A 19187-nucleotide genomic window follows, 5' to 3' on the forward strand; every position below is an offset into this window, starting at 1 on the left:
AGCCGTTGGTGTTCGAGCACCGCGGCTTTCGCCTTTTCTGAAGTCTTCACATTACCCCCAGCATGGTTGTGACCATCGCCAGCAGCGGTGCCGTAAGGTCAGGATCGACTCTGAACATTTCGAAAATCCCCTCGCCTAACTCCTTCAGCTTTTCCTTCTTCGGTGCATCGAGCATCAAAGCTTGCTTCGCCTCACTCACCTCTTTTTCCAGCCGAGCCATTCGGTAAGCAAACGAGTCGTTCTTTACGACACGGTCGCGGTATCGAAGCGGTAATACGGACATGATCGCGGGCACCAGCTGCTCGACGTTTCTACGGTAGGATGCGGAGTCTTCTTTGTTGTCTAGCCAGCGGAACAGCTTCACGTTCCAGACATCGGCCTGGCCTGAGAAATCCACACCTTCAAGTTGAAGTTCATCCGCAGCTTCTTGGATCTGAAGAGCGACGGCTATGCGCCCCTCTACCGCTGCCCAAGCTCTGACCGCTGAGCAGATATCACGATGATCTATATCCTGGGCTGTCGATTCGCTTTGATGACACGTGAATATCAGTGGGTTAGAAGAAGCTCTGCTACTCTTTTGAAATGAAACAGTTTGCATTGTTAAGGCTCCTGTTTAGGTAAACCATCAGTGGGATTTGGATAGAGATCTGGGCGTAGTTCGTGGGGGGTTACACCTGTCATCTTGAAGATAGGCAGAATGTGAGTGGACGGGACGACCCCATGATCACGATTTTTCCAATGACTAACAGACATACTCGTCACGCCAAGTGCGAGACTGAGCTTTCTGGCTGATCCAGCTGCTTTAATTGCTTTATCGAGTGCGGACATATGCTTCTCCTGCTTATTGATAGCAGAAGTAAACCATAGATTTACAATCTATGCAAATTCATGATTTATTGTGCGTATAAACCAAATATTTACAATGACCCTATGAGAAAAGAAGAACCCAACCAAGTTTTGGTACAACGACTTTCTGAGATCACCGATCGTGGCGTCACCAAAGCAGACATGGCACGTATAGCCGGAGTCACCCCTCAGGCCGTTAACGGCTGGTTCAAAAAAGGTGTTATTAGTAAAAAGTCGGCGCTGGCTATTGCCGACGCTGTTGGCATTTCTGTCGCCTGGCTACTCGGTGAAGACGTTGGAGAAAAAGATGGGCTCAAGCCGGATGAGCAGCGCCTACTGGAGCTTTACCGTCAGTTGCCCGAAGAAGAGCAGAAAAACATGCTCCGCATATTTGCTATTCGCCTGAAAGAGCTTGATGAGCTTTATGAACGCTACTTGAAGGGGCGGATTCGGTCACAGGATCAGTGAAGAATCTATTCAGCGGGTAATGGGCATCAGCATGTCTTAGCACAGGAAGCTTAGCAAATTATTTGACAGGATTATCAGATGGATCATATTCGAGACAATACGATTACCCTCCGATTTGATGGTAAAGACGCTGAAAATCACGAAGTTGAATTAAATATTCTTGGTGAATCTTTTCAGGGTTTTGCGAAGATTTTATCTACAGCAGGTAATTTTGCCGTAACTCAAAAGTATTACAAAAGATCCGATCTTCAAGAGGTGAAGGTGTATGCCAGAGATCCTCGCTGTAATTGTTTTTCGATAGATGCTGTTACAAGTTTCGTATCTCAACAACAATTGTTCTCTGGGTTAGCCGGCGCTATACTTCCTTTGCTCATACAGTACATTTTTTCTCGTAACGCTCAGAAAAAAGAGGAAATGAAACACTTAAAAGATTCCTTGGACAAGGCAATTGAGGCCTTGGGAAACAAAGATAAAGACACCATTCAAGGATTGCTTAATGTGATCGATAAGATGGCGACTGAGTTGCGTCCATCTGTTCGTCAAGCCGTTAGCCCTATCGGAAATACCTGCTCAACAATCAGCATAAAAGCAGGAGAAGGAATTTCTCCTCTTGTCATAAATGAAGCAGATAAAGAGATAATTGATAGGCTTGAGGATGATGAAGTTATTCCCCTCAGAGAATACCAAGTTTTGATTACCGAATTTGACGGTGTAAAAAAAACAGCGAAAATTGTTTTCCTGGGTGACGAGCAAGCCAGAAGAATTACTGCAGAAATCAGTGACCCGGCAGTGATGAAAAGAGATAATCCATACATCATAGCACTACAGGCATTTATGCATGCACCCAACGATTCTTCAGCCAGTGTTACAGTTACCGCCAAGGCAGTAGCTAGAAAAGGCGCCATAAGTAAACTATACATAATGGATATCAATTAATTGCCCTATCACCCGGCCGTCGCGCCGGGTTTTTTATATCCTCACTAATCAACTCTGTCGTCTAGCTCCATGCCGAACCTATTGTGCCCGTCCATAGAGTCAGTTTTTTTGCCTGCACTTCGTCAGCTACCTCACAAAAACCCTAAATATAAACCGACGATTTACGATCATCAAAACCATTGATTGACACAACTATAAACCAGTGATTTAATCTCTTTCACCAAGACGCACTACGAACCACTAAGGCAGGACGCCCACGAAGTAGCCGCCGACGGCATACGAATAGTCGGATGAGGTGGAGAGATTAACGCGCATCAGGTTTAAACGTTCCGCTGGCCGGCGATAAGGCAAACGAGGGTGAGAATGATTGATTTCGCACGCAAACCAGGACGACAGCAGGCTGTAAAGCTGAACTTCTTCGAGGTGATTCTTCGCCGCCTGTGCTACCTGCTGGCGCAAAAGGGGAATCCAGATGTGTAACTCAACGAAATGCGGGTACTGCGGCAAGCCGGTTGAACCGGAGGAAGTAGTCAAAAGTACCCTTCTCTATCGCAACGGCGCACAGCTGGCGCGCAAAGAAAAAGAATACTGCTCTGAACGTTGTGCTTCGTACGACCAGATGGCCCACGAAAGCTAACGTAAAAGCCGCACAAGGCGGCCCGTACGTCCGGTGCTCCCGACCAAAGTTACACCGGAAAACTACTTAAAAAACCAAAGTTCACCCAATGGGCGCTATCTCTGGCCCGGGGATCTTACATCCAAAAAGAGGATCTCACATGGAATTTTTCTATGTAGTTAAGGCTACGCAGAAATCTGGCAAAGAAGACGCAGTGATTTGGTTCACTGCGAAATCTGAAGCCCGCGCCAACCTGCAGCTCGATGTCGAGCTGGAAGATGCAGGTATTGAAACCGGCCGCGGTAAGGATTACTCAAAACCGGTTCGCACCGATTTCCCTGTTTACAACGATCTGCCTGAAGAAAGCACCGTGGATTACACCTGGTGCAAACGCTACGAACTCCAGGACGATGGACGCACCTGGCTACCAAAGGCTGGCGCTGAGTCTACTGAAGCCGTTGACAACATTGCCGCACCGGAACCGACCGTTAAAGTCGAAACTATCGTCGAGAGTATCCCGCTTGAAAACCGCACTCCAGCGGTTCGTTTTGCCGTCCACCTGACCAGCGACAAATACCAGTCACACATCACTAAAGAGCAGCAGCTCGCTGCCAGCGAAATGTCACTGGATGAAGGCAACACCTATCTCCAGAACCTGCTGCTGGCGAAGAGCGACATCCCTGAAGTTGCCGAACTCAGCCTGAACGCTGAGTGGAAACTGGTTCAGGCGATTAAGCAGGTATTCGCGCCAGATGAAGCGCACGAAACTGAAATTATCGCTGCATTCATGGCTGACTGGGCGAGAGCAGATGCTGGCGACCGCAATCAGTTAGTTGAAGAGTGGAGAAGCGGAAAGCTTTCTCTTCTCAAATCAGAAAGCACTAACGACATCGATGTTACAACCGGTCAGGATCCAGAACCTGAAAACGGTCTTCAGATTGACGAGAATGATGACGAAACCACTCGTTATCCAGTCGTGCGTATGCCGTTCCGGAAGCAGCTACTCGCCCAGTTCACCGCCAATGAACTGCGCCACCACTTAACCCGCGAAGAGTACGAAGCTATCAGCGCGCTGGAGATGGACACTGACAACAGCTATGTCCAGAACCTGCTGCTGGCGGCAGAAAACTGCGAAGAGGTGAAGGGTTACGATACCAAAGACCTTTGGCGCTATACCGACGCCATTCGCAAGGTGTTCAGCCAGGAGAAGCGCCACGAACTCGCTTTGGTTCTCCGTTTTACCCGAATCTGGGCGGCGACTGATTATATTGACCGCGGCATTCTCGTTCGCGAATGGGCAACCAAAAATCGCATCAGTAATGTTCAGCGTATTGATTCTGGTACCAATGCAGACGGTGGCTATGTGACGGATCGCGGCGAAGGCGCGCACCACACTCTGGACACTCTCGATCTTGAGATCGCCTGTGCCCTGCTGCCTATGGATTTCCATCACTTTGAAATCCCCTCAAGCGTTTTACGTCGCGCCAAAGAAATCGTGGCGAAGAAAGAAGAACCATGGAAATCATGGAGCGCCATCCTGCGTAATCAGCCCGGCGTACTGGCGGTGAACCGTGCGGCAATCTTCAATCTGATCCGCATCGCACCAGAAAACATTCATCACACGCCAGCGGCTCATCTTGAGTTTGTGAATAAAACCATGACGGCTGAGTTTAACTCTGCTGTGGAGTTGCTGCCGCTGTCTACTCCGGCTGTTGAGACCGAAGCACCTGTTGAACAACCGCAGGTTGAAAATCTCGGCAGTGGAGTGTTCTCCATCGATGGTCTGATGGTTGGAAATACCGCCCCGGGCATCAATACCACCTCAAATGAAGTCGAAAAAACGGAAAACGCAGCGGAGACCACCAGCGATGTGCAGATGGAAACGGCTAAGTCAGAGAAAGACGAAGATGTTGGTTCGGTACCACCGGGCGAAGGCGCTGATGCAGCTAATACGCAGACAGATTCCATAGCGCCGGAAGAGCAGCAGTCAAAGCCCGTAATCGAATACCCGGCCTACTTCGAGCCTGGCCGCTACGAAGGTCTGCCGAATGATGTTTATCACGCAGCAAACGGTATTAGCTCAACCCAGGTAAAGGATGCCCGCGTCAGCCTGATGTACTTCAACGCGCGCCATGTGGCTAAAACTATCCCGCGCACAGCATCCAAAGTGCTGGACATGGGAAACCTGGTGCACGCCCTTGCATTGCAGCCGGAAAACCTCGAAGCAGAGTTCAGCATCGAACCTGAGATCCCTGAAGATGCGTTTACGACCACCGCAACTCTGCGTGAGTTCATCGACGCGTACAACGCCAGCCTGCCGGCACTGCTGAGCGCTGACGAGATTAAAGCGTTGCTTGAAGAACATAACGCATCCCTTCCCGCCCCAGTGCCGCTTGGCGCGAGCCTGGAAGAAACGGCTCAAAGCTATATGGCTCTCCCTGCTGAGTACCAGCGTATTGAAGAAGGCCAGAAGCAGACAGCAACGGCAATGAAGGCATGCATTAAAGAGTACAACGCCACTCTGCAGACGCCGGTTAAAACCAGCGGCAGCCGTGATGCGCTACTCGAGCAATTAGCGATCATCAATCCTGATCTGGTCGCACAGGAAGCGCAGAAACCGACGCCGCTGAAAGTCTCCGGCAGCAAAGCAGACATGATCCAGGCGGTTAAGTCGGTTAAGCCCGACGCCATATTCGCCGACGAACTGCTGGATGCCTGGCGCGACAACCCTGGCGAAAAGATTCTGGTTACCCGCCAGCAGCTGGCCACAGCGCGGGCAATTCAGTCCGCACTACTGGCGCACCCGACCGCGGGCATGCTGCTGACACATCCAAGCCGCGCCGTTGAAGTGAGCTATTTCGGTTTCGACGACGAAACCGGATTAGAAGTGCGTGTACGCCCTGACCTGGAGATTGAACTGGACGGCGTGCGCATCGGTGCGGACCTGAAAACCATCAGCATGTGGAATGTGAAGCAGGAAAGCCTGCGGGCCAGGCTGCACCGGGAAATCATTGACCGGGACTACCACCTCAGCGCGGCAATGTATTGCGAGACCGCGGCCCTGGACCAGTTCTTCTGGATTTTCGTCAACAAAGACGAGAACTACCACTGGATCGCCATCATCGAGGCGTCAACCGAACTGCTGGAACTGGGCATGCTCGAGTACCGCAAAACAATGCGCGCCATCGCAACCGGATTCGACACGGGTGAATGGCCAGCGCCGATCACTACCGATTACACCGATGAACTGAACGACTTCGACCTGCGCCGCCTCGAAGCGCTGCGCGCTCAGGCTTAAGGGGGATTTATGCATAACACAAACGTTACCGTTGCTGACCAGAACACCGTTATTAACTCCAACGTGGCTTTGTTCGATTCCCAGTATCTGAACGCCATCAGCACGTTCGCGCAGATTATGGCCCAGGGCACCGCGACCGTTCCTAAACACCTTCAGGGTAATCAAGCCGACTGCATGGCTGTAGCGATGCAAGCAGCACAGTGGCAGATGAATCCCTTTGCCGTGGCGCAGAAAACGCACCTGATTAACGGTGTGCTCGGGTATGAAGCGCAGCTGGTTAATGCCGTAATTTCACGCAGCGGCGTGCTGGCCAGCCGCTTTGAATATGAATGGTACGGGCCATGGGAAAAGGTAGTTGGAAAATTCAATATCCGTAAAGGCGACAAAGGCGAGTACCGCGTTCCGGGCTGGACCCTGGCTGACGAAGCCGGGATCGGCATCATTATCCGCGCAACCCTGAAAGGCGAAGAGCAGCCGAGGGAACTTGATTTACTGCTGGCTCAGGCCCGCACCAGAAACTCTACCCTGTGGGCTGATGACCCTCGCCAGCAGCTGGCATATCTGGCCGTCAAACGTTGGGCGAGACTGTTCTGCCCGGATGTGATTCTGGGCGTCTACACCCCGGATGAACTGGATGATCGCCGTGAAGAACGAGAGGTAAACCCAGCACCGGCGCAGCACGTAAGCCTTGCAGACATTTCAGGTGACAACGTCACTACGACTCAAACGGCTCAGGAATCAGCTCAAAACATCGATGCACTTGCTGATGATTTCCGTGATCGCATCGAGGCGGCTCAGGATGTGGATAGCGCTAAAGCTCTGCGCGCAGATATTGAAACCGTGAAAGCAACGCTGGGTTCTGCCCTGTTCACTGAGCTGAAAAACAAGGCCGTGAAGCGTTATTACCTGGTTGATGCACGGAACAAAGTCGAAGCAGCCATCAATTCCTTGCCACCTTCAGATGAGCCCGATGCAGCTGCGCGGTTCGCAGAAGTAGAGCGCGTTCTTGCATCGTCGAAACGCCATCTGGGCGACGAACTGCATGGTCAGTTCAGCATCACCCTGGCGGATATGAAACCGGAATACGTGGACTAACGAGATCGGGAGGGGAAACCCTCCCTCAAGGAGAAGAAATGCGACTGATTAATCGAGGCAGTAAGCAATCCCCTTTAGCTCGCCAGGCATGTGAAATCGCACTCGCAGCCCACCAGCAAAGATACGGCGACTATGGGCGCAGCAAGATGAAAGAGACCTATACGGTGAGAGTGGAAGGCGTGAAGGTCTGGGTTGAAGTGGTCAACTGCAAGGCAAGCTACGTGGCCACCGCAATGACCGGCATGCGCCGACTGCGTTCCCTGCCCGGCCAGGCAAACTGAAACTGAAATATCAACGACTGAAGACCGGCATATCTATACTCATGCCGGTTACCTGAGGTGAACCATGTCGCAGGTAATTTTTAACGAAGAATGGGTTGTTGGCGCCAGGCTCACAGAAAAAACAGGCCTGACCGAACGACAGATTGAGAAGTATCGCCAGGGCTGTTGGGTGGAAGGTGTCCATTTTAAACGGGTTTCTCCTTCCGGAGAAAAAACCTTGCGTGGCACAACCTGGTACAACTATCCGAGAATTAATCAGTTAATAAGGGATGCGTAAGATGGCAGCTTTGCCTACAGGTGTCGAAATCAGAAACAATAAGATTTGTATCTGGTTTATGTACCGGGGAAAGCGTTGCCGCGAAATTCTCAAAGGTTGGATTAACACTCCGGCGAACATCAAAAAAGCCGGAAATCTTCGATCTGTGATCGTTAGTGAGATCAACCTTGGAGAGTTTGATTACCACCAGCGCTTTCCTTCATCGTCCAGAGCAAAAAAAACCGTAACCACTGTTTCAGTTCAAACCTTTTCAGAGCTGTGTGAACTGTGGACGAGCATTAAAGAAACCGAAATTAGCGCGAATACCATGCGTAAGACGCGCTCACAACTCGGTACGTTAATGCACATCATCAACGGAGATACGCCTGTTTCAACTATACGCCACAGCGACATTCTGAAATACAGGAAGGAGCTGTTGAACGGTGAGACACTTTACCTGGCAAATCCCAGAAGTAACAAACAGGGACGTACTGTGCGTACCGTGAACAACTATATATCGCTTCTGTGCTCCCTTCTTCGGTTTGCACACAAATCTGGCTTTATCAGTGGCAAACCCTTTGAAGGGATCAAGAAACTACACAAAGGGAAAGTAAAACCGGATCCTTTAACGAAGCAGGAGTTTAGTTTGCTTGCGAAATCCGAGCGTGGCCAAAGCCTCAATATGTGGACGTTCGCAGTTTATACTGGTGTCCGTCATGGAGAGCTTGCAGCTCTTGCCTGGGAAGATATCGACTGGGAAAAAGGTACGGCTCATATACAGCGCAACCTTAATGCGCTAGGAATGTTCGTCCCACCCAAAACCGATGCAGGTGATCGAGTTATCACGCTATTAGAGCCAGCACTAGAGGCCTTGAAGGCACAGCGTACACTGACTTCGTTACAGCCCAAAACCGAGATTGTGTTTCATCACCGAGAGTATGGTGCGATGGAATATCAGAACCTGCGGTTTGTTTTCATGCCCAGGATGCGCAAGGGCATACAGAAGGCCTACTACTCTTTATCGAGTATCGGCTCCAGATTTAACGCAGCTGTAAAACGTGCTGGTATTCGCCGCCGGAATCCGTACCATACGCGGCATACTTTTGCCTGCTGGCTTTTATCTGCCGGCGCTAACCCGTCTTTCATAGCCAGCCAGATGGGGCATGAAAACGCGCAAATGGTTTATGAAGTCTACGGTGCGTGGATTGAAGAATTGAATGGCGAACAGGTGCTGATGCTTAACGATAAGCTGGCACGCTGAAAAATTTTTGCCCCTATTATGCCCCTACTGGCTCCGAAGGTAGTAATAAATGCAAGAAAATCAATCAAATACAAAGAAAGAGCAATACAACCTGAACAAACTGCAAAAGCGACTGCGCCGTAACGTGGGCGAAGCCATTGCAGACTTCAACATGATTGAAGAAGGCGATCGCATCATGGTTTGCCTGTCAGGGGGTAAAGACAGCTACACCATGCTGGAGATCCTGCGCAATCTTCAGCAAAGTGCACCGGTGAAATTTTCCCTGGTGGCAGTCAACCTTGACCAGAAACAGCCGGGCTTTCCGGAGCATATCCTGCCGGAATACCTCGAGAAGCTGGGCGTTGAGTACAAAATCGTAGAAGAAAATACCTACGGCATTGTGAAAGAGAAAATCCCGGAAGGGAAAACCACCTGTTCACTCTGCTCTCGTCTGCGCCGCGGCATTCTGTATCGTACCGCGACGGAGCTGGGCGCGACCAAAATTGCGCTGGGCCATCACCGCGACGATATCCTGCAAACGCTGTTCCTCAACATGTTCTACGGCGGCAAGATGAAAGGCATGCCGCCTAAACTGATGAGCGATGACGGTAAACACATTGTGATTCGCCCGCTTGCATACTGCCGTGAAAAAGACATTGAGCGTTTTTCTCAGGCGAAAGGGTTCCCGATCATTCCATGTAACCTCTGCGGCTCTCAGCCGAACCTGCAGCGTCAGGTAATTGGCGACATGCTGCGCGACTGGGATAAACGTTATCCGGGTCGTATCGAAACCATGTTCAGCGCGATGCAGAACGTCGTCCCTTCTCATCTCGCGGATGTGGAGCTGTTCGACTTTAAAGGCATCAACCATGACTCAGACGTGGTGAATGGCGGTGACCTGGCGTTTGACCGGGAAGATATCCCCATGCAGCCTGCTGGCTGGCAGCCGGAAGAAGATGACAATCAGTTAGAAGAGTTACGTCTGAACGTGCTTGAAGTGAAGTAAGCGATTAGCGTCTCAGAAACACCATCTGAGACGCTTCATTCTTTATTTCAGCAGGCGTACACGACAGGTTTTACCCTTAATTTTCCCGTTTTGCAGCTGCTTCCATGCTTTATGGGCCACCGCCTGGCGAACCGCCACATAGACATGCGCGGGATGGACAGCAATCTTACCGATATCCGCTCCGTCCAGACCCACATCCCCGGTCAGCGCGCCTAATACGTCACCTGGACGCATCTTGGCTTTTTTACCGCCATCAATGCACAGCGTCGCCATTTCGGCTTCCAGCGGCACCAGGCTTACGCCAGCAGGGGCATTCATCCAGTTCAGCTTAATCTGCAGCATCTCAGACAAAATATTAGCGCGCTGCGCCTCTTCCGGTGCACAAAGGCTGATCGCCAGACCGCTGTTCCCTGCACGTGCGGTACGGCCAATACGGTGCACATGCACTTCGGGATCCCACGCCAGTTCATAGTTCACGACCAGCTCAAGGGATTTAATGTCCAGACCGCGCGCGGCGACGTCGGTTGCAACAAGAACACGGGCGCTGCCGTTAGCGAAACGGACCAGCGTCTGATCGCGATCGCGCTGTTCCAGATCGCCGTGCAACGACAATGCGCTCTGTCCGGCGGCATTGAGGGTATCACAGACCGACTGACAGTCTTTTTTGGTATTACAGAACACCACGCAGGACGCAGGCTGATGCTGGCTCAGCAATTTTTGCAGGAGCGGGATTTTCCCCTGCTGCGAGGTTTCAAAGAACTGCTGCTCAATGGCGGGCAGCGCATCTACGCTGTCGATTTCAATGGTGAGTGGATTTTTTTGCACGCGCCCGCTGATGGCGGCGATAGCGTCTGGCCAGGTTGCCGAGAACAGCAGCGTCTGGCGGTCGGCCGGTGCGAAACGAATCACCTCGTCAATCGCATCGCTGAAGCCCATATCCAGCATCCTGTCTGCCTCATCCATCACCAGCGTTTGTAACGCATCCAGCGAGACGGTGCCTTTCTGGAGGTGATCCAGCAGGCGTCCGGGTGTGGCGACAATGATGTGCGGCGCATGCTGGAGTGAGTCACGCTGCGCGCCGAACGGCTGCCCCCCGCACAGAGTTAAAATCTTGGTGTTGGGCAGGAAACGCGCCAGTCGACGCAGTTCACCCGCAACCTGGTCTGCCAGCTCGCGAGTCGGGCACAGCACCAGAGACTGGGTCTGAAAAAGCGCCGCATCAATGTGCTGCAACAGACCAAGGCCAAATGCCGCCGTCTTCCCGCTGCCCGTTTTCGCCTGCACGCGCACGTCACGGCCCTCGAGAATAGCGGGCAACGCGGCTGCCTGAACAGGCGTCATCGTGAGGTATCCCAACTCGTTGAGGTTATCGAGTTGGGCGGCAGGCAAAACATTCAGGGTAGAAAAAGCGGTCACAATAGTCTCTCGTGGTCATCTTTGCGGTCAGATGGCGCGTATCCTCGCAGATCTCGCGGTCCGATGCGACAATTTAATCGGTTCTTCGTCTGGCGGCGGGTCGGGCATCGGCTGCGGGCGCGGGATGGGATCGGGCATTGGCACCGGATCGCTGGGGATAGGATCGGATTGACGCGATTGTTGCAGTAGCAGAGCGTTCAGGATGCTCATCATTCCCTCCAGAATTTGCTGTCGTCCCTTTTAGGGTAGACGCTGAGAATCAGGAGGCAAAAAAAAGCCGACTATGAAGTCGGCGTCGTACGAATCAATTGTGCTATGCAGTAATTCAAAAAAGGAAGTAAGACAATATGGAGCGCAACGCCCATCGCTTGACGTTGCATTCACCTGCGGGAGTCATATTGCACCTTACGGGGTAGATGTTTATTGACTTCGCTCAATTAAAAGAGCGTTTTGATCCCCGAAAAAGATGAAAAAAGCGTAAATTTACAGCCATTTACTACGATGCAACCACCATGCAACACCACCAATCAAAACAACTAACATGACGCAAAACGCGGTAAAGCCGTAGCGATAAGCGCCCCCCGGAATTCCGCCCAGGTTCACGCCAAACAGCCCGGTAAGAAACGTGCTGGGTAAAAAGACCATCGCCATCAGGGACATCGTATAGGTTCTTCTCGCCAGCGACTCCTGCATCACCTGCGCGATTTCGTCCGCCATCACCGCCGTTCTGGCAATACAGGAATCAATTTCATCCAGCCCGCGCCCCAGCCTGTCGGCGATATCCTGCATTCTGCGTCGCTGATCGTCATTCATCCAGGCGAGCCGCTCGCTGGCCAGACGCGCGTACACGTCGCGCTGCGGCGTCATATAGCGACGCATCACAATCAACTGCTTACGCAACAGGGCCAGAAAACCGCGCGGCGGGATCTGCTGATCGAGCAGGTTATCTTCCAGGTCGATGATTTTGTCGTGCAGCTCTTCAATAAACTCGCTCGCGTGATCGGTAAGCGCGTCACAGACGTCCACAAGCCAGCTGCCGCAGTCGACCGGTCCGGTGCCCTCTTTCAGATCGTTGACGATGTCATCCAGCGCGAGGACTTTACGCTGCCGGGTGGAGACAATCAGCCCATCGTCCATATAGACACGCATCGCAACCAGCTGATCAGGACGCTCATCCGTACTGCCGTTGATGCATCGCAAAGTGATCAGCGTACCGTCGCCCATTCGGCTCACGCGCGGACGCAGGCTTTCCCCCGCCAGCGCATCGCGCACGTTGTTAGGCAAAAGCGGGGTCGATGCCAGCCAGTCAGCGCTGTCCGGGTGGGTATAGTTCAGATGTAGCCAGCAGGGATGCGCACTATCGATCACATCATTGTCTTCCAGCGGGCGGGCACCGCCGCGACCATCCAGCACCCACGCAAAAACTGCATCTGGAACGTTAAGTTCTGATCCTTTAATGCTTTCCACAGCACCTCCACCTTTTTAGCTCTTTCGGTGTCAGTCTAGCTGTCATCAAGGGTTAAGCAACAACTATGTATCCCATCGCGCTGATATCGCTCAGGAATTGGACAGAGGCGTAAAAAAGCCTGGCATGCCAGGCTTTGAGGTTCTGTCACATTGAGTGCTCGGGCCGCTGAAGAAAGGATGGCGAGCCGCCAGGTAATGAGGAAGAGGAACCCGGATCGAGCCTGAAATTACGCGTTCGGGCCTGCAGCTCAATCACCTGATTGCGCAGTACATCAGAGGAGCCGTTGAGTTCTTCTGCCATTGCCACGTTACTTTGCGTAACCCGCTCCAGCTCTGATAGCGCCAGCGTAATCTGAGAAATGCCTTTCTCCTGCTCTGAGGTTGACGCGGAAATGTCGTCCATTAAGCGGCTGACATTCCCCGAACCCGTCACGATTTCATGCATGTTTTTCTCTGCCTGTGACACAACGCTGGCTCCCTGCGTGACGTTACTGCTGGTGACGTCAATCAGCGTTTTGATATTCTTCGCGGCCTCTGCGCTGCGGTGTGCCAGGTTTCTGACCTCTTCCGCGACCACAGAAAAACCCTTTCCATGATCTCCGGCCCTTGCCGCCTCAACGGCCGCATTGAGCGCCAGGATATTGGTCTGGAACGCAATGCCGTCAATCAGCGAGATAATCTCCGTCATCTGCTGCGCGCATTCGGTAATGGACTGCATATTGCTGGCGACCTGCCCCATCAGCTCGCCCCCCTTACGCGCCTGTAACGTCGCCACATTTGCCTGCTCGCTCGCCAGGCGGGTGTTATCGGCATTGTTTTTGGTGCTCGCGGCCATTTGCTCCATGCTGGCTGCAGTTTGCACCAAAGACGCAGACTGCTGCTCGGTTTTCACCGATAGCTGAGCGCTACGTGCCGAGAGTTGATCCGACAAGGTCATGGCGGTCTGAGATGACGCCCTGATCTCACGCACCAGCGTCGCAATATTGCCGGAAAGGCTGTTTATCCCCGGGATGAGCCGGCCCGCACAGTTATTGCCAAATTCAGGGATAGATACACCAAGGTTTCCTGCGGTCACCTCTTCAATACTTCTCTTCACCGTATTGATTGGCGTTACAAGAAACTTTGTCATATAGACCCAGAGTAAAAATAGCGCAACGAAATTGATGACATTAAGCGAAATAAAGAGAGCTGGACTGCTGGAAAATAGAACAACGACACCCGCATTTACCAAAAAAAGAGATAACAGGAACCCGATAATAAAGGTCCTGACACTAATATTCTTTAGCATGATAATACCCACGTTTTATATTTTGGTCGGCACTTAGACTTATAGCATTGGCCCAGAAGTTTTTCATCGCAAACGACGCTTGTTTTTGGTTTCGCCGTTAGCATCCTGAGATTTGCCTTAAGTCAGATAAAAAGAGCGTATTAGTGAAAATGTTCTGCGTAGGATGCTGTCATACTGGTCTCCAGCCATGTTAAGCGATAGTATCGCCCGCGGTGAGACGATACGATCGCCCTCATATTTAAGGAGCTTTGCTACAGTTATTCGTTTTGGTTTAGCAATGCTTAATACATTAACAAAGAGAATATATTTTATATTCTTAATAAGTTTTAGAGTATTAATATGACTGGTCATTTTTCACGATAAATAACTAATATGGTTTTAATGCGCATGTTCGTTGCCCGATAAAGATGTACCCGGCAGGCGAAACCGGTAACCCTCTCAGGCGTGGGATTGCATAATGCTCAATATATCGTGGGACCCTGTGTTAATCGCTATCTCTTATCTGGTGGCGTTTATCGCCTCCTTTGTGGCGCTGGACAGCGCCGGAAAGATCCCCCTTTCCAGCCGAAAGGCTGCCCTGTTCTGGCGCATTGCCGGTGGGGTCACGCTTGGCATTGGCATTTGGTCGATGCACTTTATCGGCATGCTGTCGATGCAAATGCCCATGATGATGAGCTACGACCTCTGGTTAACCCTTGCATCACTGGGCGTCGCGGTGGTTGCATCGACCACGGCACTTAATATTGCCGTCGCGGGCCAAAAACTGTCTCCCTTTCGACTGATCTTTGCTACGGCGATCCTGAGCGCTGGCGTGGTGTCTATGCACTACATCGGTATGGCGGCCCTGATGCTGGATGGCAGCATCATCTGGGATCGCCGCATTGTGGGGGTGTCCGTGGGTATTGCCGTTGTTGCCTCCGGTACGGCGCTGTGGCTGGCTTTCCGTCTGCGGGATAAACATAAAGGCGTCTTTATCAATCGCATTATCGCGGCCTTCGTCATGGCTGCTGCCATCTGTGCGATGCATTATACCGGCATGAGCGCCGCGCAGTTTCAGGAAATGGCGCATACCCTGCCCGGTGGGATTGGGGAGCTAGGGTTATCCATCTGGGTTTCGGTCACCACGCTCTGCCTGCTCGGCGTGATGTTAATCATTTCACTTATCGATTCCCACCGGCGCACCAGTCGGCTGACGGATAATCTGCAGCAGCTCAATCGTCAGCTTGAGCTACAGGCGCGTTTTGACGCGCTCACCGGGCTCGCAAACCGCCACCAGATGGATCTCCGCATGCAGGATTGTCTGCGCAGCGCGCTGCTAAGCAAGAAGCCTTTTGCGGTTATTTTCCTGAATGTCGATCACTTCAAACGCGTTAACGATACGTGGGGGCACAGCGTCGGTGATGAGCTATTGATCACCGTCGCACAGCGCATCACGGCCCGACTCACGCGCGAGATGACCCTGGCAAGGCTGGGAGGGGATGCTTTTATCCTGCTGGTGCCGGAATGTGATGACGACAAGCTCAACGCCCTGCTCACCTCGTTGCTGGAGGATGTACGACGCCCTCTGTCTATCTGTGGACATACGTTGAGCACGACGATCAGCGCGGGCGTCAGCCTCTATCCTCAGGATGGCGAAACGCTGCACGAGCTGAAGCTCAAGGCGGATGCAGCTTTGCATCGCGTTAAAGAAGATGGCCGCAACGGCTGGGTGATTTACCGGGCCGAGATGTCAACAGCGATCCCGGCGAAACCCGGTTTCCTGCAGGAGCTCTCTCAGGCGCTTGAACGCGATCAGTTTGAACTGTGGTACCAGCCAACCTGGCATGCGGGTGAGAAAACCATTCACGGTTTTGAAGCCCTTCTGCGCTGGCGACATCCTGAGCAAGGGGTTGTGCTGCCTAATCTGTTTATCCCTTCGCTGGAACAAACCGGCTTAATTATTCCGGTAGGTAACTGGGCCATTGAAGCGGCATGCCGACAGCTTCATTTCTGGACTGAACAAGGGTTCAGCCAGTGGACCTTGTCGCTCAACCTCTCCCCCGTCCAGTTCGAGCAGCCGGACATTTTCCCTATCATTTCGTCGATGCTGGAAAAATATAACCTGTCTCCGTCCCGGCTGATCCTTGAGGTAACGGAGAGCACTGCGCTTAAAAATCTTGACCGCAGCATTGAGTTGCTCAATGCGTTTAATCAGGCGGGGATCACGGTCTCGATCGATGATTTTGGTACGGGCTATTCCAACCTGCTGATGCTCAGCGTGCTTCCGGCTAAAGAACTCAAGATCGACAGAAGCTTTGTAACCTCGATGCTGGAAAATGAAAAAAGCTATAAGCTGGTTGAAACCATCATCAGCATTGCCCGGACCATGGAGATGAATGTGGTGGCAGAAGGGATCGAAACGGAAGAACAGCAGGCGGTCCTCACCCGTCTCGGCTGCGACTATCTTCAGGGGTATCTTTTCTCCCGCCCCTTACCTGCCGACCAGGTGCCATGGCTGCTTCTGCAGATAAACTCCGACAGGCAAATTATACCCATTAATAAAATTCAAACGGACCCCACATTTATTTCGCAAAAAAGCCATGCCTGACAGGATTTTGTAGAGTATGTTTCCAAAGAGTACATGCGAGTCAATTCTGTCATGAATATCAGGCACACTGTGCCGATGAACAGGAAATGCCTATGTCACAACCTTGTTTTGATGCGTTGAATGTAATTAAAACACCCGTGTGGCTCATTTCACCCGTGTCGGAACAGATCATTTTTGCGAATGTGGCCGCAACGCAGGTCATGGGAGATAAAACACTCAATGACCTGCGCAAAGGGATCTACTCTGCCAGTGCGCAAACCCTCCTGTCGATGTATGTCCCTGAACTGAAAACAGAGCAGGAGATCGTTGAAATCTGGACAATAAGCCGGGAGGGACAGGATACGGCGTTAAGCTGTCGTCTTTCGCTCGCCCACTACGCCCCCTGGGGAAATGTGATTGTTTTCGAGGGGATCGCCCCACAGATACTCTCAGGATTGAAGGCCAGCCGTTCCGCCACCTACCGGCGGAAAAAACAGGGTTTTTATGCGCGCTTTTTTCTGACCAACAGCGCGCCGATGCTGCTAATCGATCCTGCCCGCGATGGTCAAATCGTCGATGCTAACCTGGCCGCGCTCAATTTTTATGGTTATTCGCACGATGACATGTGCAGTAAGCATACCTGGGAAATCAACACCCTGGGGCGTGATGTGATGCCCATTATGACTGCGATTGCCGCACTGCCCGGCGGACACAAGCCGCTCAATTTTGTTCACCGCCTTGCCGATGGATCCACCCGCCACGTTCAAACGTATGCCGGGCCCATTGAGATCTACGGTGACAAGCTGATGCTATGCATCATCCACGACATCACCGAGCAAAAAAGGCTGGAGCAGGAGCTGGAACATGCGGCGTTACGTGACTCCATGACAGGGCTACTCAACCGCCGACAGTTCTACGCAATTACCGATCAAAGCAACCTGAATAAACTTCCTGCGCAGCAGCAATTTAGCCTGCTGCTGGTGGATACCGACCATTTCAAAAACATTAATGACCTGTTCGGCCACCTGAAAGGCGATGAGGTGCTTATCACCCTTTCCCGAACGCTGGAAGCCTGTAGTCGGGAGGGTGACATGGTGTTCCGCTGGGGAGGTGAAGAGTTCGTCATCCTGCTGCCGCATACCTCTCTTGATACCGCGTTGCAGATTGCCGAGTCAGTCCGTGCAGCCGTTGCCCGTATTACTATCCCGGGATTACCGCGATTTACCGTCAGTATTGGCGTGGCGCGGCACGATCAGGGGGAGAGTATTGATGAGCTGTTTAAGCGTGTGGACGATGCGCTGTATCGCGCTAAAAATGACGGACGCAATAAGGTCCTTGCGGCATGAAACTGGAGTATCCAGGAAAGCCCCGCTACAATGCCCACCTCGAATCAATGAGCTTCAGGTGGGTAAAGCTACAATGGGAAGAACAGAAATAATACTCACCTTAATTATTTTACTCCTTATTATATTTGGCTTCTGGTTTATTTTTAGCGGTGAGATCTGGTATCTCGTAGAGTTTTTTGAAAATAGTCTTTACCCAACCTTCGATGCGCCGTAACGCACGTTTAATCGCTTGTTTCACCTACCGAATATGTCAGGTATCTGCTTCTCTCGCGGCCGCGTAAAATACGCGGCGTTATCCTCCAACAACGTTGATAACGAATCACTTATTCACTTGCTTATGTTGCCCGTGCTCTGACGGGCTTTTTTATTTCCGGCAATTCAGCCATGCCAGGCTATATCTTAATCATCTTTATTGAAAAAGGTGAGGAATGATGAGCAAGAAGATCCTGATGCTGGTTGGCGATTACGCCGAAGATTACGAAACCATGGTGCCTTTTCAGGCTTTGCAGATGATTGGTCATCAGGTGGATGCGGTCTGCCCCGATAAAGCGAAGGGCGACTACATCATGACGGCAATCCATGACTTTGACGGTGCCCAGACCTATAGCGAAAAGCCCGGTCACCGGTTTACCGTCAACGCCGATTTTTCCACCGTAAAGGAGCAGGATTACGACGCGCTGCTGATCCCCGGCGGGAGAGCGCCCGAGTATCTGCGGTTAAATGAGGACGTGTTAAAGCTGGTGCAGGCATTTGACGCCGCGCGTAAGCCGATTGCTGCGGTATGCCACGGCCCGCAGCTGCTTGCTGCCGCAGGTATCCTGAAAGGACGAACCTGTAGCGCCTATCCGGCCTGTGCGCCTGAGGTACGCCTCGCGGGTGGACACTACGCCACTATCGGCATCGATCAGGCGCATGTAGACGGCAACCTGGTGACGGCTCCCGCCTGGCCCGCGCATCCGCAGTGGCTGGCGAAGTTTAGTGCGCTGTTAGAATAATAGAGACCCGGCATCAAGGCGCGCAGAACGAATGAAGCGGTACCCCGTATTGCAGACCTGGCGCACG

General features: G+C 52.1%; 19 protein-coding genes and 1 pseudogene. 14 read left to right on the forward strand and 6 right to left on the reverse strand.

Annotated features, from left to right (window positions below):
* Positions 1 to 46: 46 nt before the first annotated feature.
* Complete coding sequence (locus N037_RS15730) at positions 47 to 598, reverse strand: toxin YdaT family protein (RefSeq protein WP_032642084.1); 552 nt, start codon at positions 596 to 598, stop codon at positions 47 to 49.
* 2 nt (positions 599 to 600) lie between these two features.
* Positions 601 to 828, reverse strand: a complete 228-nt coding sequence (locus N037_RS15735) for a transcriptional regulator (RefSeq protein WP_032642086.1) — start codon at positions 826 to 828, stop codon at positions 601 to 603.
* Positions 829 to 930: 102 nt separating this feature from the next.
* On the opposite strand from N037_RS15735, the gene N037_RS15740 reads away from it, so the two are divergent.
* The 10 genes and pseudogenes from N037_RS15740 (at position 931) to ttcA (ending at position 10042) form a co-directional block, all read left to right on the forward strand.
* On the forward strand, positions 931 to 1314 hold the full coding sequence (locus N037_RS15740) for a helix-turn-helix domain-containing protein (RefSeq protein WP_032642421.1): 384 nt from the start codon (positions 931 to 933) through the stop codon (positions 1312 to 1314).
* Positions 1315 to 1392: 78 nt separating this feature from the next.
* Entirely contained in the window at positions 1393 to 2250 is an 858-nt protein-coding gene (locus N037_RS15745; RefSeq protein WP_032642088.1) for a DUF7946 domain-containing protein, read from the forward strand.
* A 324-nt stretch (positions 2251 to 2574) separates the two neighbouring features.
* Positions 2575 to 2730 (forward strand): annotated as a pseudogene (locus N037_RS25260) (hypothetical protein); the annotation flags it as partial.
* Positions 2723 to 2887 carry a YdaE family protein gene (locus tag N037_RS25100; RefSeq protein ID WP_032642092.1) on the forward strand — a complete coding sequence of 55 codons (165 nt, stop codon included), beginning with the start codon at positions 2723 to 2725 and terminating at the stop codon, positions 2885 to 2887. The pseudogene N037_RS25260 and the gene N037_RS25100, both read left to right, overlap by 8 nt.
* 139 nt (positions 2888 to 3026) lie before the next feature.
* Positions 3027 to 6164, forward strand: coding sequence for a RecE family exodeoxyribonuclease (locus N037_RS15760; RefSeq protein ID WP_032642095.1), 3138 nt, complete (start codon positions 3027 to 3029; stop codon positions 6162 to 6164).
* A gap of 9 nt (positions 6165 to 6173) precedes the next feature.
* Complete coding sequence (locus tag N037_RS15765; protein WP_032642098.1) at positions 6174 to 7259, forward strand: RecT family recombinase; 1086 nt, start codon at positions 6174 to 6176, stop codon at positions 7257 to 7259.
* Between the two features lie 38 nt (positions 7260 to 7297).
* Positions 7298 to 7540, forward strand: a complete 243-nt coding sequence (locus N037_RS15770) for a DUF4060 family protein (RefSeq protein WP_020882485.1) — start codon at positions 7298 to 7300, stop codon at positions 7538 to 7540.
* A 64-nt stretch (positions 7541 to 7604) separates the two neighbouring features.
* Positions 7605 to 7817 (forward strand): excisionase family protein, encoded by a 213-nt coding sequence (gene xisR, locus N037_RS15775; protein ID WP_014884030.1) that lies wholly within the window; start codon positions 7605 to 7607, stop codon positions 7815 to 7817.
* Position 7818: 1 nt separating this feature from the next.
* Positions 7819 to 9057 carry a site-specific integrase gene (locus tag N037_RS15780; RefSeq protein ID WP_032642100.1) on the forward strand — a complete coding sequence of 413 codons (1239 nt, stop codon included), beginning with the start codon at positions 7819 to 7821 and terminating at the stop codon, positions 9055 to 9057.
* A 49-nt stretch (positions 9058 to 9106) separates the two neighbouring features.
* Positions 9107 to 10042, forward strand: a complete 936-nt coding sequence (gene ttcA, locus N037_RS15785) for a tRNA 2-thiocytidine(32) synthetase TtcA (protein WP_032642101.1) — start codon at positions 9107 to 9109, stop codon at positions 10040 to 10042.
* Positions 10043 to 10084: 42 nt separating this feature from the next.
* On the opposite strand, the gene dbpA is transcribed toward ttcA, so the two are convergent.
* The 4 genes from dbpA to N037_RS15800 form a co-directional block, all read right to left on the reverse strand.
* Positions 10085 to 11458 (reverse strand): ATP-dependent RNA helicase DbpA, encoded by a 1374-nt coding sequence (gene dbpA / locus N037_RS15790; RefSeq protein ID WP_023335898.1) that lies wholly within the window; start codon positions 11456 to 11458, stop codon positions 10085 to 10087.
* A 27-nt stretch (positions 11459 to 11485) separates the two neighbouring features.
* Positions 11486 to 11668 carry a proline-rich small protein YnaL gene (gene ynaL / locus N037_RS25265; protein WP_071787463.1) on the reverse strand — a complete coding sequence of 61 codons (183 nt, stop codon included), beginning with the start codon at positions 11666 to 11668 and terminating at the stop codon, positions 11486 to 11488.
* Between the two features lie 273 nt (positions 11669 to 11941).
* Positions 11942 to 12925, reverse strand: coding sequence for a zinc transporter ZntB (gene zntB, locus N037_RS15795; RefSeq protein ID WP_023335899.1), 984 nt, complete (start codon positions 12923 to 12925; stop codon positions 11942 to 11944).
* 145 nt (positions 12926 to 13070) lie between these two features.
* Positions 13071 to 14213, reverse strand: coding sequence for a methyl-accepting chemotaxis protein (locus tag N037_RS15800; RefSeq protein ID WP_082440900.1), 1143 nt, complete (start codon positions 14211 to 14213; stop codon positions 13071 to 13073).
* A gap of 457 nt (positions 14214 to 14670) precedes the next feature.
* On the opposite strand from N037_RS15800, the gene N037_RS15805 reads away from it, so the two are divergent.
* The 4 genes from N037_RS15805 (at position 14671) to N037_RS15815 (ending at position 19120) form a co-directional block, all read left to right on the forward strand.
* Entirely contained in the window at positions 14671 to 16800 is a 2130-nt protein-coding gene (locus N037_RS15805; protein ID WP_032642105.1) for a putative bifunctional diguanylate cyclase/phosphodiesterase, read from the forward strand.
* 92 nt (positions 16801 to 16892) lie between these two features.
* Positions 16893 to 18125, forward strand: a complete 1233-nt coding sequence (locus N037_RS15810) for a sensor domain-containing diguanylate cyclase (protein ID WP_023335902.1) — start codon at positions 16893 to 16895, stop codon at positions 18123 to 18125.
* 73 nt (positions 18126 to 18198) lie between these two features.
* On the forward strand, positions 18199 to 18339 hold the full coding sequence (locus tag N037_RS24910) for an Ecr family regulatory small membrane protein (protein ID WP_032642423.1): 141 nt from the start codon (positions 18199 to 18201) through the stop codon (positions 18337 to 18339).
* Between the two features lie 217 nt (positions 18340 to 18556).
* Positions 18557 to 19120, forward strand: a complete 564-nt coding sequence (locus tag N037_RS15815; protein WP_072163993.1) for a DJ-1/PfpI family protein — start codon at positions 18557 to 18559, stop codon at positions 19118 to 19120.
* Positions 19121 to 19187 lie beyond the last annotated feature (67 nt).

The sequence above is a fragment of the Enterobacter sp. EGD-HP1 genome, from assembly GCF_000733275.2.
In the GTDB taxonomy this organism is placed as follows: domain Bacteria; phylum Pseudomonadota; class Gammaproteobacteria; order Enterobacterales; family Enterobacteriaceae; genus Enterobacter.